The 13,699-nt window shown below is 58.3% G+C and carries 10 protein-coding genes; 3 read left to right on the forward strand and 7 right to left on the reverse strand.

Annotated features, from left to right (window positions below):
• Positions 1–44 precede the first annotated feature (44 nt).
• From ACP7A2_RS01510 to ACP7A2_RS01530, 5 genes are all read right to left on the reverse strand, one after another.
• Entirely contained in the window at positions 45–1,022 is a 978-nt protein-coding gene (locus ACP7A2_RS01510; protein WP_426132801.1) for an NAD(P)-dependent oxidoreductase, read from the reverse strand.
• Complete coding sequence (locus tag ACP7A2_RS01515) at positions 1,019–2,317, reverse strand: MFS transporter (RefSeq protein ID WP_426132802.1); 1,299 nt, start codon at positions 2,315–2,317, stop codon at positions 1,019–1,021. The genes ACP7A2_RS01510 and ACP7A2_RS01515 overlap by 4 nt, the downstream gene beginning before the upstream one ends.
• 48 nt (positions 2,318–2,365) lie before the next feature.
• The gene (locus ACP7A2_RS01520; RefSeq protein WP_426132803.1) at positions 2,366–3,307 is read right to left on the reverse strand and encodes a sugar kinase; all 942 of its coding nucleotides are present in this window, start codon (positions 3,305–3,307) and stop codon (positions 2,366–2,368) included.
• A complete protein-coding gene (locus ACP7A2_RS01525) occupies positions 3,300–4,082 on the reverse strand; it encodes a sugar phosphate isomerase/epimerase family protein (protein ID WP_426132804.1) in 783 nt (260 codons plus the stop codon). Before ACP7A2_RS01525 ends, ACP7A2_RS01520 begins: the two co-directional genes overlap by 8 nt.
• Positions 4,083–4,187: 105 nt before the next feature.
• A complete protein-coding gene (locus ACP7A2_RS01530; RefSeq protein WP_426132805.1) occupies positions 4,188–5,225 on the reverse strand; it encodes a LacI family DNA-binding transcriptional regulator in 1,038 nt (345 codons plus the stop codon).
• A 238-nt stretch (positions 5,226–5,463) separates the two neighbouring features.
• Here ACP7A2_RS01530 and ACP7A2_RS01535 point away from each other — a divergent pair, with 238 nt between their 5' ends.
• From ACP7A2_RS01535 to ACP7A2_RS01545, 3 genes are all read left to right on the forward strand, one after another.
• Entirely contained in the window at positions 5,464–7,443 is a 1,980-nt protein-coding gene (locus ACP7A2_RS01535) for a hypothetical protein (protein ID WP_426132806.1), read from the forward strand.
• 184 nt (positions 7,444–7,627) lie between these two features.
• Positions 7,628–9,649 carry a hypothetical protein gene (locus tag ACP7A2_RS01540; RefSeq protein ID WP_426132807.1) on the forward strand — a complete coding sequence of 674 codons (2,022 nt, stop codon included), beginning with the start codon at positions 7,628–7,630 and terminating at the stop codon, positions 9,647–9,649.
• Positions 9,650–9,887: 238 nt separating this feature from the next.
• Entirely contained in the window at positions 9,888–12,143 is a 2,256-nt protein-coding gene (locus ACP7A2_RS01545) for an autotransporter outer membrane beta-barrel domain-containing protein (protein WP_426132808.1), read from the forward strand.
• 53 nt (positions 12,144–12,196) lie between these two features.
• Here the strand turns inward: ACP7A2_RS01545 and ACP7A2_RS01550 are convergent, their stop codons facing one another.
• Complete coding sequence (locus ACP7A2_RS01550) at positions 12,197–12,619, reverse strand: hypothetical protein (protein WP_426132809.1); 423 nt, start codon at positions 12,617–12,619, stop codon at positions 12,197–12,199.
• A gap of 186 nt (positions 12,620–12,805) precedes the next feature.
• Positions 12,806–13,447, reverse strand: a complete 642-nt coding sequence (locus ACP7A2_RS01555) for a DUF1345 domain-containing protein (protein ID WP_426132810.1) — start codon at positions 13,445–13,447, stop codon at positions 12,806–12,808.
• Positions 13,448–13,699: the final 252 nt, after the last annotated feature.

Raw genomic sequence — 13,699 nt, forward strand, 5'->3', positions numbered from 1 at the left:
ATCAGGCAAGCCAGCTCCCACATGGGTTTGAGGTGGGCCAGGTGTTATTTCGTCCAGGCTGCCGGGTTGACCAGGTTCTTCGGCTTTTCCCCGGCCAGGGCTTGCAGCAGATTATCCACCGCGCACTTGGCCATCGCTTCGCGTGTCTCGTGGGTCGCCGAGCCAATGTGCGGCGTGGCCACTACGTTGTTCAAGCGCAACAATGCTGAATCGTGATTCAACGGTTCGCGCTCAAACACATCCAGCCCCGCAGCGCGGATGGTGCGTTGCTGCAAGGCCTCGACCAACGCGGCCTCGTCCACCACCTTGCCTCGCGAGATATTGATAAAGATTGTCTCCGGGCCCATCAGTGCGAATTCTTCAGCGCCGATCAATTTTTCGGTTTCGGCGGTCAGCGGCAGTGTCAGGCAGACAAAATCGGCTTCCTTGAGCAACGCCTCCAGGTTGCGATAACCCGCACCAAAGCGTTTTTCAACCTGAGGTTTGGGTGAGTGGCTGTGGTAGATCACCGGCATGCCAAAACCAAAGTGCCCGCGCTGGGCCAACGCTTCGCCGATGCGGCCCATGCCGATGATGCCCAGGGTTTTGCCGTGCACGTCGGTGCCGAAATGCGCCGGGCCAATGTTTTTATTCCACTGGCCGGCCCGCACCATGTCCGCCAACTCCACCACACGTCGGGCGGTGGCGAGAATCAGCGCGAAGCCGGTGTCGGCGGTGGTTTCGGTGAGCACATCCGGTGTGTTGCTGAGCAAAATGCCGCGCCCGGTCAGGTAGTCAATGTCGTAGTTGTCGACCCCCACCGAAACGCTGGCCACGGCTTCCAGTGCGGGCGCCAACTCCAGCAGCGTGGCATCCAGGCGCAGGCTGGCGCCGAGCAGGCCGTGGGCGGTAGGCAGGGCATCGCGCAGTTTGGCCAGGCCCGTTTCGTCGAGGGCTTCGATAAAGGTGACCTCGGCTTGCTCATGCAGGCGGGCCATCAAGGGTGCGGAGAGCTTCTTGTATAAAACGACCGATTTTTTCATGAGTGTTTCGCCTTCAATTCAAGGGTGTGCAGCGGCGCGCGTTCGCGATCGCTGGCGCCGGGCTTGAGGAAAATCGTCAGCACCACGGCCAGCATCAGCGCGCCGCTCATCAGCAGGTACGAGGCGCCGGGCGAGCCGGTGCTGCTATTGAGGTAGCCCACCAGGTACGAACCGCCAAACGACCCGAGGGCGCCCATGCTGTTGATCAAGGCCATGGCGCCACCGGCGACGTTGGCCGGCAGAATCTCCGGCACAATCGCAAAAAACGGCCCGTAAGGCGCATACATGCACGCCCCGGCAATCACCAGCAGGGTGTAGGACCACCAAAAATGTTCGGCGCCAAGCACGTAGGACGCATAAAAGGCGATGGAGGCGATCAGCAGCGGCGGCCACACAAAACGTTTACGTTTTTGCAGCTTGTCCGAACCCCACGACACCACCAGCATGCCGATCACCGCCGCCAGGTACGGCAGCGCCGAGAGCCAGCCGGCCTCGACCATGTCCATTTGCAAACCGGCCTTGAGGATCGATGGCAGCCACAGCACAAAGCCGTACACGCCGATGCTCCAGCAGAAAAACTGCAGCGCCAGGATGATCACTTTGGGTGAGCGAAAGGCTTCGGCGTAGTTTTTCACCGCCTTGATCCCGACTTGTTCAGCGGCCAGCGCGCTTTCCAGATCGCGTTTTTCACGGTCGCTGAGCCACTTGGCATTGGCGGGTTTCTCATCCGCCAGCTTCCACCAGATAAATGCCCAGAGCACTGCCGGCAAACCTTCGATGATGAACATCCAGCGCCAGCTGAAATGCTGCACCAGATAGCCCGACACCACAGACATCCACAGCATGGTCACCGGGTTGCCGAGGATCAGGAAGGTGTTGGCGCGTGAGCGTTCGGCGCGGGTGAACCAGTGGCACAGGTACACCAGCATCGCCGGCATCACGGCGGCTTCGACAACGCCGAGCATGAAGCGAATCGCGATCAGCATGTAGGCGTTGGACACCACGCCGGTCAGGGTCGCCAGGGCGCCCCACAGGATCAGGCTGACGAAAATCAGCTTTTTGACGCTGCGCTTCTGCGCGTAAATCGCCCCCGGCACCTGGAAGAAAAAGTAGCCGAGGAAAAACAGTGCGCCCAGCAGTGACGACATGCCGGGGGTAATCATCAGGTCTTCGGCCATCCCGGAGGCGGCGGCAAACCCATAGTTGGCGCGGTCCAGGTAGGCCAGGCTATAGGTGATAAACACGATGGGCATGATGTACCACCAACGGCGGGTGGCGAGTTTCAGCGTATCCATGGGGTTGCTCCTGAGCTTGTTGTAGTTGTGGCAACAGGGTGTAGGGGGTCATGCAACGGACTGGTTGGGCAACTCCGCGCGCGTGGGTAAACCTTCCATATCACCGCGGCTTTGCACGGCGCGGCTGCCGATCCAGTTACCGCGCTGCACCGCTTCGGGGAAGCTGAGGTTTTCCAGCAGGGCACTGATCATGCCGACGGCAAAACCGTCGCCGGCGCCCACGGTGTCCACGACTTTTTCCACCGGCACGGCGGCGATAAAGCCCTGGTCCATGTGGGTGCGGTAGTAGGCGCCGTCGGCGCCGAGTTTGATCGCCACGGCTTCGGCGCCAAGGTCCAGGTAGAACGCGGCAATGTCGGCCGGGTCATCAAACCCGGTGAGCAGGCGACCTTCGCCCAACCCCGGCAGTACCCAGTCGGCAAGGGCTGCAAGGGCGTTGATCTCACGGACCATCTGCGCCTGGCTTGCCCACAGCGAAGGGCGCAGGTTGGGGTCAAACGAAATGCTGCGCCCGGCCTTGCGCATTTGCGTCATCAGCTCGGTGGACAGCTCGCCAGTGGCCTCGGACAAGGCTGGCGGAATGCCGGTGGCATGCAGGTGCCGCGCCTGCAACAGCGCGGGGCTGATGGCGGCGACCGACAAATGGCTGGCCGCCGAGCCTTTGCGGAAATATTCCACTTGAGGGTCAGCACCCGCTTCTTCACGGGACTTGAATTGAAAACCGGTGGGATGCAGCGGGTCAACCGCCACATGCCGGCAATTCAGGCCCTCTTTGGTCAGCGTATCGACCACAAAGCGCCCCAGGGAATCGTTGCCTACCCGGCTCAGCCAGGTGACGTTGAAGCCCAGGCGCGACAAGCCGATGGCCACATTGCTGTCGGCCCCGGCAATACGCTTGTGAAATTGCGCCACCTGGGCCAGGTCGCCGGTCTGCTCGGCGACAAACATCGCCATGGTTTCACCAAACGAGAGGATATCGATCTCAGACATGGGCATTCTCCGCACGCGGCTGGCCGAGGAGCGCGAGAGTGGCGACCTGTTGCGCGGTGACGTGGGTCAAGTCATCGCCCTGCAACGGGAATTCCACGGCCCGGGTAATACCTTGAGTCATATGTTTGAGCAGTTGTTCCCACAGATGCAGGTCGGTGGCGCCAGGCGGCAGTGCGACCAGCTTGCCGTCTGGCCGACGCGCCACGGCCTTGCAGTGCAGGTAAGCCACGTGACGGCCGAGCAGGCGTGCGGCGGTGAGGGCGGATTGGTCCTGCCACTGCCAGTTGCCGATATCGAAGGTCATCTTCACCGGCAAGCCCAGGCGCTCCACCTCGGTGAAGAACCGTTGCATCGGCTCGATGCGCCCGCCGTACAGCGTCTGATCGTTCTCCACCAGCAGCTTGACCGGGTGGCGGTTAAGCAGGGCCTGCAGGCTTTGCAGGTCATTGGTGTCGGTGAAGTAGCCGAGGGAGACTTTCAGCCAGCCGGAACCGAACGCCTGGGCGCGGTCCAGGGTGGCGGCAAGTTCTGCGTTCGGCTGCGCGCGGCCTGCGACCCACAATTCCAGAGGCGAAGAAAACACCGATTCAAGGCCGTGTTCGGCAGCCGCCTCGGCCAGCGCTGCGGGCTGTTCATGGGTGAGCAGTTCTTCACGCCACTCGATACGTTGCGCGCCGGCAGCGCTGAGTAATTCGACAAAACTCAGTTGACCCTTCTGGCGAACCAGGTCTGCGCCGTAGCTGGAAAGGCTGATGGAGACGGGGTATTTATGCATTGTTATTGACCTCTGAAACCGGTTTCATTTTTTTACGCAAAAGATAAGCAATGTGGGCGCTGGCTTGCCTGCGACAGCGGTACGTCAGCCCACACTGTGCTCGGCTTATACACCGCTATCGCAGGCAAGCCAGCGCCCACAAGTGGAGCCGCGAACAATCAATTCGGGGACGAAATCCAGGGTGCGGGTTGGCGCGTCATCTCCGCGCAAGCGCTTAAGCAGGCACTCGAAGGCGCTGGCGCCAATCGCCTCGGTTGGCTGGGCGAGGGCGGTGATGCCACTGCCCACCAGCGGGTACCAGTCCAGGTCATCCAGGGCGATCAGGCCGACGTCATCGAAGAGGTGGCAGCCCAGGGTTTTGAGCGCGCGGGCGCAGGCCAGCGCGGCGATGCCGTTGGCGCAGAACAGTGCCTTGCGGCCTGGCTTGGCCAGATAAGTGTGCAAACGATTTTCCAGTTCGGCGTCCATTTCCAGCACGGCCCCGGTCAATTCCGGACGGCGGGCGATCTCGGTGTTGAAACTCTGCTGGCGCTCAAGGCGCGAGCTGGTGCCATCAGCCGGTTCGCTCACCAGCAACACATCGCGGTAACCCTGTTGTTGCAGGTGTTCTACGGCGATGCGCACCGCGGCACGGTTATCCAGCCCGACCAAATCGCAATGCAATGGCTCGACCTTGCGGTCGACCAGCACCAGCGGCATTTCCTGGCGCAGCTCCAGCAATTGGTCGAGGTGATGGCCGAGGGTGTTCACGATCAGCCCTTCGATGTTGTACGAGCGCAGTGCCGCCAGGTGCTGGCTTTCCTGCGCGTCATCGCGGTCGGTGTTGCACACCACCAGGCTGTAGCCGTGCGTGCGGCACGCGGTTTCGACGCCGTGCATCACGGCAATGGAATAGGGGTTGCGGATGTCGGCGACGAGCATGCCGATCAAGCGGGTGCGGCCACGTTTCAGGCCGCGCGCCATTTGGTTGGGGCGATAGCCGAGTGCTTCTATGGCTTGCTCGATGCGCAGGGCAATGGCGTCGGAGAGCAGGGCGCGGTCGTCGCCAATGAAGCGCGACACGCTCGCCTTGGACACACCGGCACGCTCGGCGACGTCGAGCATGGTCACGCGGCTGCGCTGGGCGGCGGAAAATGAAGTCACGGTGGCAGGCCTTTCTTATTGGAAATTATGCAGCGTTGAAACCGGTTTCAGGAAACCTCAACCCGGCATGCGCGTCAAGTGAATTTCCGTCTGAGCAGCGTCCGGCGCCGTGACAGAGCCGACGAATGGCAGCGCTACCTGTTAGTTCTGACAGTATCCGGCCAAGGTTATAGGGTATTCAATCAAGCCAGAGCAATGAGTTAAACAATTCTGACAACGCTTATGTTTGGAGAGCGAGATGGCTAACACTTCAGCGGACAATACGCTTCACACTAACGTTGCCGCAGGGGTAGCCAAAACTGCAACGGTGGGCCTGTCGGTCACGCCGACATTACCGCCGCTGATCATTGATAACGTATTGCCCGACGGCTTGATTCCCACGCGCTTTCTGTTTATGGACCTGCCGGTAAAGATCGAGGCGCCCTGGACATTTTTGCCACAGGCCGGGGAAAGCGACTGGATTACGTTTATCTGGCATGTTCAAGGCAGTGTGGCCTTTGAACTGGAACCTATCGAGTTACCCGGGCCGATCGTCGCGGGCCAATTTCCCTATACCGTTAATATTCCACAGGATTACTTCCTGAATAATGGCGTGGTTAATGTCTCCTACCGAATTAATAACATTGATAAAGACAGCGCGGTGTTCGAACAATCGTCCCCGCGCAAGATCATTATAGATCGGGCTGCACCGGGTGCCGGTGGTGTACTTAAGGCAGCCAGGTTTCTGGTAGACCCTATTACGCCGCTTAATTTAATAAGCAGCCCGTTCGCTGAAGTCGAGGTACCGGGCGATTATCTCGATCGGAAGACAGGCGATACACTGTTGGGCTATTTGAGTGGAAGTGACTCGGTGCCGACACGCGCGCCTCAATTTGAACAATCATTTACGGCCCTCTCTGGGCCTATGGTCATGCGAATTCCGGTGGCGGTTCTTGAAAAGCTCGCCGGTTCCAAGGAAATACATTTCTTTTATCGTGTGCGTGACCGGGCTGGCAATACAAGCGCTCAATACTCGGAAGTGACGAGTGCCGGCCTGGCTTTACCTGCACCGGTGTCCAACCTCTCTGCCCCGCAAGTGCCCGCCTTTGATTCCGACCTGATTGTAAAAAGAGACGACGCTCGGCTGATCGTGTCGGTCAGGGTGCAGCACTATGATAATTGGCTGGCGGGTGACCAATGCGTGGTGCAGTGGGGGAGCAAAAAATTGGCGCCAGTATCGGTCACCGCGTTGCCACTCACAGTTCCCGTCGACTGGCTCACCCTGATCGCCAATGGCTCCGACCGCCAACGGGTCAACAACGTACCGGTGCGCTACTTTATTCTTCGGGCCGGCGATGCCGTGGGCCCAGGTGTCTCGTCGCCGGCTAAGTATGTCGATGTGGACAATACGATCTTTGGCCAAGAGAACCCGTTGGCACCTGCCTTGCTCAATCAACTGTTGCCATTGGTTAATATCCATGGGGCGGTTTCTCCTGTGCCCAATCGTTTGGACAGTCGAGATGCGGATCAGCCTGTCAGGGCGACGATTGCATTGCCTGACAACCCTAAACCCGGTGAACAACTTCTGCTGTTCCGGCCCGGTCAGACGAAGGCGGTTGCCACTTATACCGTAAAGGACGCCGATGTAGGCGGTGCGGTAGTGGAGTTTGATAATCGAATTCCCTGGGCGGTCATCGCCGCAAGTGGCAATAACGCCACAACGCTCGTTAACTATCAAACGGACAATCGCGTCAATCAACAGTTGTCACGTGATCAAGTTGTTTCTGTCAGCCTTGCGCCGCCTATTAAGTTCACCCTCCCTACCTTTCCTGATTCTTCGCAAAACATCAGGTCGTTCCTTAATTGCGAAACGAGTCCGCCTGTTTGGTTGGGTATCAGGGTGACCGTTAATCCCGCGCCCCAGGTGTTATTGGCGGGCGATGAAGTTGTCTTGAGCTACCAGGGATTCTTGAACTACCCGGATCGCAATCCGCTGCCGTCAACGGCGCAGACGTTTAGCTATACATGGAAGGGTTCGGACACTACTTATACATTTCTGGTGACTGACTATGAGAACCTTATCAGGCCCTTGAGTGTGAATGCTGGCGCGTCGGCCAAGTACAGCGTCTTGCGAAACGGCATCCTGATCGGCACCTCGGGTATTCGCTATGTACAGATAGATCGCAAATATCCCGGTTCGGGAAACTTTTGCGGGCCTAACGGAATAGGACCCAAGTAAGCGCGCCGTATTTTTATGTTCAGGGCGGCGACAGTCGACCGCCACTTTATACTTCTTTACCGGTCACTGAAAGTTTGGCTGGGCGAGGATGGAAGTAGTCCATGAGTTCTGCGTAAACGCCTCATTGGCTTGTGATGCACGTGTGTGTTCGGTAGTCATATCAAATCATGATGGAGAATATGAAATGAGCAGCTATATCTCTGCAAGAGCGGCAGTCATGGCGGGCAATGCTACGCTGAATAGGCCAACCGTCGATGAATGGCTGGATCCTGTTTCAGGCCTTATTTCAACCGCCGACGCTAATGTCGGTATCAATCTGAACTGTGAGGTAGGCCAATTTACGGAGGACCTTGACTGGATTGAAGTTCAACTTTTGGATCGTTCGCATAAACTACCCAACTGGGTCACCATCTATGGTCCCGAGCAGTTCTTCGCACCAGCATCAGGCAATTCCATTTCCATCAATATTGAGGCGAGTTCTTTTTCCGGAGGGTTCGAGCATGGGAGTTTTGAGTTGCGTTACATGTTATATGTCAACAAGTTCGCTGATCCCCTCGATCCTGCAGATGTAGACCGTCCTAGTGACTCGGGTGAGTTCTCACGCAGTGCGCCCTGGGTCGTCGACCGGCATGCTCCGTATGCCCGAGCCAGTGATCGGGATCAGCCAACTGTCGCGCAATATACAGGCTCGTTGCCGGCGGGCGCACCGGTAACGGCGTCTTCTCTTGCGGCTGATTCAGGGTTGCCATTCACCGTTCCTCCCAATACTTACCCTATCCCCAGTGGGCAATGGGCGGTCGGCGATACGGTGCACTGTTACTGGGCCAACGTGTCAATCCCGCTGCCACAGTATGAACTGGATGTGGCTAACACGCCGCGCCTGATACCTGAGACCGGAACCACCTTTACGGTGCCGGTCAGCGCCGTTACCGGCAGCGGCACGTGGTACTTTTTCTATACGCTCACTGACCGCGCGGGGAATGTCAGCCGGCCCTCGGCTGTCACGTCCTTTAATGTGGCGTTGCTGCCTGCGCCCGAACAAAAGGACCTTTTCATTCCTCTGGCACCGGCGCCGGAGGGCGGTAGTCTCGATAGATTGCTCAACGTCGCAGACTACGTGAGCGGCATCAGCGCCGAGCTTCGTACCTTCCTGAACCATCAGCCAACCCTTGACCAGGTTCGATTGAAGTGGGGGGCACAGCCTTGGACCGCGCCTGTCGCCCTGACCGCGTTTCCATTTATTTTCACCAGAGCGGCATTGGATGCGCTGATCGTGGCTGACTACGGCACCCGCAAAGGCCCCCAGCCCACCGACGTGCAGTATCGCATTGTACGAAACGGTGAAGATTTCGACTCGCTGATCAAGACCGTCGATGTGGACCTGAGTGTGGCGGGGCCTGGCAATGGTGGCGATCCCGGAAGCGTCAACACCCGGCTGATCGCTGCGCAGATTTTCGGCGAGAGTTCGATTGAGCTAAACACGCTGCGGGCTTCGCATGCGACCAAACCGGTGACGGTGTCCGTCGTATTGTGGAGCGGGCAGGATGTGCCCCAGCCAGGTCAGTTCATCATCTTCGTAAGGCCGGACGGAAGCCCGGTAGTACCCGGGTTCGCCCTTGGTAGTCAACTGGCGGGAACCGCCGTAACCTTCACGGTGCCGTGGGCAGATGTTGCAGTCAATGGGAATGGTCCTCAAACCGTGGGTTATTTCATCGCATCCAGCGCCACACCCGCAGCAACTGACAACCGCAATGTGGCGCCCACTACATCAATCGATATCATTGACGCGGTGATCGAGAATTTGAAGCCGCCTGTGTTCGTGGGTGCTGTAGGCGCCGGCGCCAATATGCAGTGGACCTGTGATGCCCTTCCGAAACCTACTTATCAAGGACAGATCACGATACCTGCCGAATCGCGGATGGTGGTGGGTCAGCAACTGACCTTGTCTCTGCGGATATTCAGGCCTCGCACCGGCGCCCTGCAAGCGGACTCTACCCGGGTGTTCAGTGTAACGATCACGCCAGAAATGCTAACCAAAGGTCACACCTTCATCGTGCCATGGGATTTCATTCGAACGGCTCAGCGGGGGACCGGAGAGGCTACCATCACGGCGCCGCTCACTGGTGGCGTGATAGGGCGCGGTTTTATCAGCAGGTTTATACGTTCTGTGTTGTCGGAAACCTCCTGCGACTTGACGCCGCCTTAGCGGCCGGCGCGGCAAACCATCGGCACGGGGTTCCTCCTTTCTTCCGGGGAGGAGGAATCCACCGACGATGTTCCGTTTAACCAGCCATTTGATACACGGCGTTTACGCCGGCACTCAAGGATTAGTCCTACAGAATAAGGCGTACTTAATCCTTAGTCTGTGCGCCGCAGAGGTAAGGCTCCATTCCAGGGAACGAGCCGTACCGCATTCGTAGGCCTTACCAAGAGAGTGATTGATCATGTCGGTACCGAATACATTCGAACTCAAACCGTTGAGTGCGATGATGAAAGTCCCCACCTTTACCTTTTGTCTGTTCGCCGCGGTGCACGGGCAAGCGCAAGCGGTTCAACTGATCGGTGAGCAAAGAACGCTCGACGCCACCGCGCAATCAACCAACTGGCAGTTGTCGGCCGAGTCCATCCTCAACATGAACAGGGCGACAGCTACCACTATCAACCTGGCGAACTCCACGCTGAACATGAACAGCGGCAGCCTGGCCAATGATATTCGTGCGACGGAGGGCTCCACGGTCAATATCAATTCGGCACGGGTGTCTACGAGCTCTACGTTGTTCGGCGCGGTGCGCCTGGAAAACAGTAACGCCTTTATCAATAACAGCGCTCTTACCAATAGTGCAGGCGTCGGTTTGCAGGCGGTGGGCACGGCCGGTACTGGGACGGGCTCGTCTGCGCACTTCAGCAACAGTACGCTCAGTGGCGCCATTGGCGGTGCGGAAGCCACGTCCGGCAGCGATTTGCACTTCACTCAAAACACACTGGTGCAGGGCACCGGCACGGGGGCGTTTGGTCTTTCCCTGCAGGGTACAACAGTGACGGCCAGCCAAAGCACCATCGTGGGTAACGGCAATGGTGTGTCGTTCACCCGCGGTCGCTTTGATACCACCGATGGCAAACTGGTACTGGATCAATCCAGCGTCGAAGGCCGAGTGGGGTCTGCCATCTCGGTAAGGGGCACGCCAGGCCGCGCGCCTGTCGTTGCGATCGATGTGCTGAACGGCTCCACGTTGACCGGTGGTAATGGCAACCTGTTGACCGTATCGGGCGGCGGTTCGGCGAGCCTGAATGTCGATAACAGCCGTTTGACCGGTAATGTGGTCGCCGACGCCACCAGTAACGCCACGGTGAATCTGCAGAACAGCGCAGGGCTCACAGGCCAGTTGCAGAATGTCGCCAGTGCGACCGTGGGCAACGCCTCCAACTGGACCCTGACCGGTGACAGCCAGGTCGGTGCACTGAACATGGCTGGGGGCACTGTCACACTGGGCGCGCCGGATGAGTTTTACCGGCTGAACCTGACCACACTTGCCGGTGACGGCAGGTTTGTCATGGGCACCGATTTCGCCACTGGCCAGACGGACTTCATCAACGTCACGGGCGAGGCAACCGGTACTTACAGCGTGGCGCTGGCCGCCAGCGGTACCGAGCCGGTTAAAACCCAGGTGGTGCATACCGGGGGTGGTGATGCGGCATTTTCCCTGGAAGGTGGCCCGGTTGACTTGGGCGCCTATGCCTACGACCTGAAAAAGGACGGCGATGACTGGTTCCTGGACACACAGAGACGTGTAGCCAGCCGCAGTACACGCGTGGCCGTGGCGGTGTTCAACACCGCACCCACCATTATGTATGGCGAAGAAGCCTCGTTGCGCGCACGCATGGGTGAGTTGCGTTTCGAACCGGGTCAGGCGGGCCTGTGGATCCGTGGTTTTGGCAGCAAATACAACGTGTCGGAAAGTTCGGGCACCGGCTACACGCAGAACCAGCGTGGTTTCTCCATCGGTGCAGACATGCCGCTGGCGGACAGTCAGTGGCTGGTGGGTGTAATGGCCGGCCACAGCACCTCCGACCTGAACCTGACGCGCGGCTCGGCAGGCACCGTCAAGAGTTACTTCGTCGGTGCTTATGCCACCTGGATGGACCAGGAAAGCGGTTTCTATTTTGACACGGTCGCCAAGGCCAACCGCTTCCAGAACGAGGCCAAGGCAACCCTCAGTGATAACACTTCAACCAAGGGCAACTACAACAACGTGGGTGGCAGTGTGTCGGCCGAGTTCGGTCGCAATATCAAACTCGACGATGGCTGGTTCGTGGAACCTTATGCTCGACTGTCCACAATCGTTGTGCAGGGTGGTAATTACAGCCTGAAAAACGGGCTGCAAGTCGAAGGTGAGCGCACCCGTTCAAGGGTGGGCGAGGCCGGCGCCACAGTTGGCAAGGATATCCAGCTCGACAGCGGCACCATTGTTCAGCCTTACCTGCGCGCGGCAATGGTTCACGAGTTTGCCAATAACAATAAGGTCCAGGTCAACAACCAGACGTTCAGCAATGACCTGTCGGGTTCTCGCAGCAAGTTCGGTGCCGGCGTTGCGGTGAAGTTTTCGCAGAACCTGCAACTGCATGCCGACCTGGAGACCAGCGCCAGCAACAAAATCGACCAGACGTTCGGTGCCAACGTGGGCGTGCGTTACGCTTTCTAAACAGCACACGTAAAAAAGCCCTGATCGACAGATCAGGGCTTTTTTTTGTGGGGTCAAACGGTGGTTACATCGAACTTTATTTCCACTTTCTCTTTAGTGCTCTCAGTTGTGGCGCAGATAGTGCCTTTAACTTTGAGAGGGCTGAGCACGAGCTCCTCAATCACCAGGTCGCCTTCGGGGCACTCTAGCGAGGATGAATCCTTAGATTTCACAAACGAAATCCAGATGTTGACAAGTTTCTGGCCTTTCAGGGGCAGCTTTGCGTTTGGTTGAACGATGTCCGGAAACTCCATGTAAATATCTTCCCAGGTTTCGGCATCATCCTTGTCACTTAGCGTCAACTGGACTTTGCCATTGTGGTAGGTGACTGTTCCTGTAGCGAAATTAAAACTGTGCTCACCGATGGTGCCTTCGGCAGTGCCCTTTACGCTACGGGGTGTCTTGGTGTCACTTGCCAAATTCAATAGTGTTGACATGATCGCCTCTCCGTCAATGATGTGTATGCGAACGCAGAAGCATCATTGCCTCTGGCTAGAGGTATCAAGCAGCAAAAAACGAATCCATGTAACTGTCAAAGTTGACAGTATCAGCGCGTTATTTGGATCGCCCATATTCGCCACTGCGCCGCAGTACGGGCCGGCGCCTCGCAGGGGCTGACGGGGTCAGCTGAACAGCCCGGCGGCAATATTGATGGAGAAACCCAGAATCGCCGTGTTGAACAAAAAGCCGATCAGCGACTGGCCCAGCACCACCTTGCGCATTTCTCGTGAGGCGACGCCCACATCGGAGGTTTGTACTGCCACGCCGATGGTGAACGAGAAGTACAAAAAGTCCCAGTAATTGGGGGTGCGCAGTCCTTCGGCAAAGCGCAATGGTGGCTCATCACCGCCCCAGGTGTAGAAAAGGCGGGCGTAATGCACGCTGAAAATTACCCCGATCAACAGCCATGAACCGATCACCGTCAGGCCGGTATAGCCGTAATGCAGCAAACGTGCGGTGCCATCCAGGTCTTTTATGCCCACCAGGTTCAGGGTAATGGTCGCCAGGCTCGCAATGGCCGCGATACACACCATGAACAGCACCAGCCCGGCGTTTTCATCCTCGACTTCGGCGATGCGTTTTACATCGTCGGCGCGGGAGCGGCTGGTCAGCCACAGCATCAGCAATAAATAAGTCCAGACCCCGGCATTCCAGCCGATCAGGATTTTGCTGAGGAGCGAGCCTGCGGGCGCCAAAATGCCCACGAAAACGCCCAATACAGCAGCAGTGGAGAGGCGAGGGTGGGTACGGGCGAGGAAGGCCATAGATGCTCACAACATGGGAGATTGCAAGCACGATACGAGGAACGGGTTTGATCTAGCAACTGGGCTGTTGTGGCGAGCGGGCTTGCCCCGCGTTGGGCTGCGAAGCGGCCCCAATCAAATTCACCGCGGTTTACCTGACACTGCGGCGTTTGCCTGAATGGGGCCGCTTCGCAGCCCAACGCGGGGCAAGCCCGCTCGCCACAAGAAGTCTGCCTGCCACTAAAAGCCCGCTCGCCATGACACGCGTGCCTG

Source organism: Pseudomonas sp. PWP3-1b2, from assembly GCF_049896045.1.
Lineage (GTDB): Bacteria > Pseudomonadota > Gammaproteobacteria > Pseudomonadales > Pseudomonadaceae > Aquipseudomonas > Aquipseudomonas antarctica_B.

Excerpts from the sequence above, each read along its gene's own strand:
- ACP7A2_RS01520 (WP_426132803.1), bottom strand. The coding sequence starts at position 3,307 with ATGTCTGAGATCGATATCCTCTCGTTTGGTGAAACCATGGCGATGTTT.
- ACP7A2_RS01535 (WP_426132806.1), top strand. The coding sequence starts at position 5,464 with ATGGCTAACACTTCAGCGGACAATACGCTTCACACTAACGTTGCCGCA.
- ACP7A2_RS01510 (WP_426132801.1), bottom strand. The coding sequence starts at position 1,022 with ATGAAAAAATCGGTCGTTTTATACAAGAAGCTCTCCGCACCCTTGATG.
- ACP7A2_RS01545 (WP_426132808.1), top strand. The coding sequence starts at position 9,888 with ATGTCGGTACCGAATACATTCGAACTCAAACCGTTGAGTGCGATGATG.
- ACP7A2_RS01525 (WP_426132804.1), bottom strand. The coding sequence starts at position 4,082 with ATGCATAAATACCCCGTCTCCATCAGCCTTTCCAGCTACGGCGCAGAC.
- ACP7A2_RS01515 (WP_426132802.1), bottom strand. The coding sequence starts at position 2,317 with ATGGATACGCTGAAACTCGCCACCCGCCGTTGGTGGTACATCATGCCC.
- ACP7A2_RS01540 (WP_426132807.1), top strand. The coding sequence starts at position 7,628 with ATGAGCAGCTATATCTCTGCAAGAGCGGCAGTCATGGCGGGCAATGCT.
- ACP7A2_RS01555 (WP_426132810.1), bottom strand. The coding sequence starts at position 13,447 with ATGGCCTTCCTCGCCCGTACCCACCCTCGCCTCTCCACTGCTGCTGTA.
- ACP7A2_RS01550 (WP_426132809.1), bottom strand. The coding sequence starts at position 12,619 with ATGTCAACACTATTGAATTTGGCAAGTGACACCAAGACACCCCGTAGC.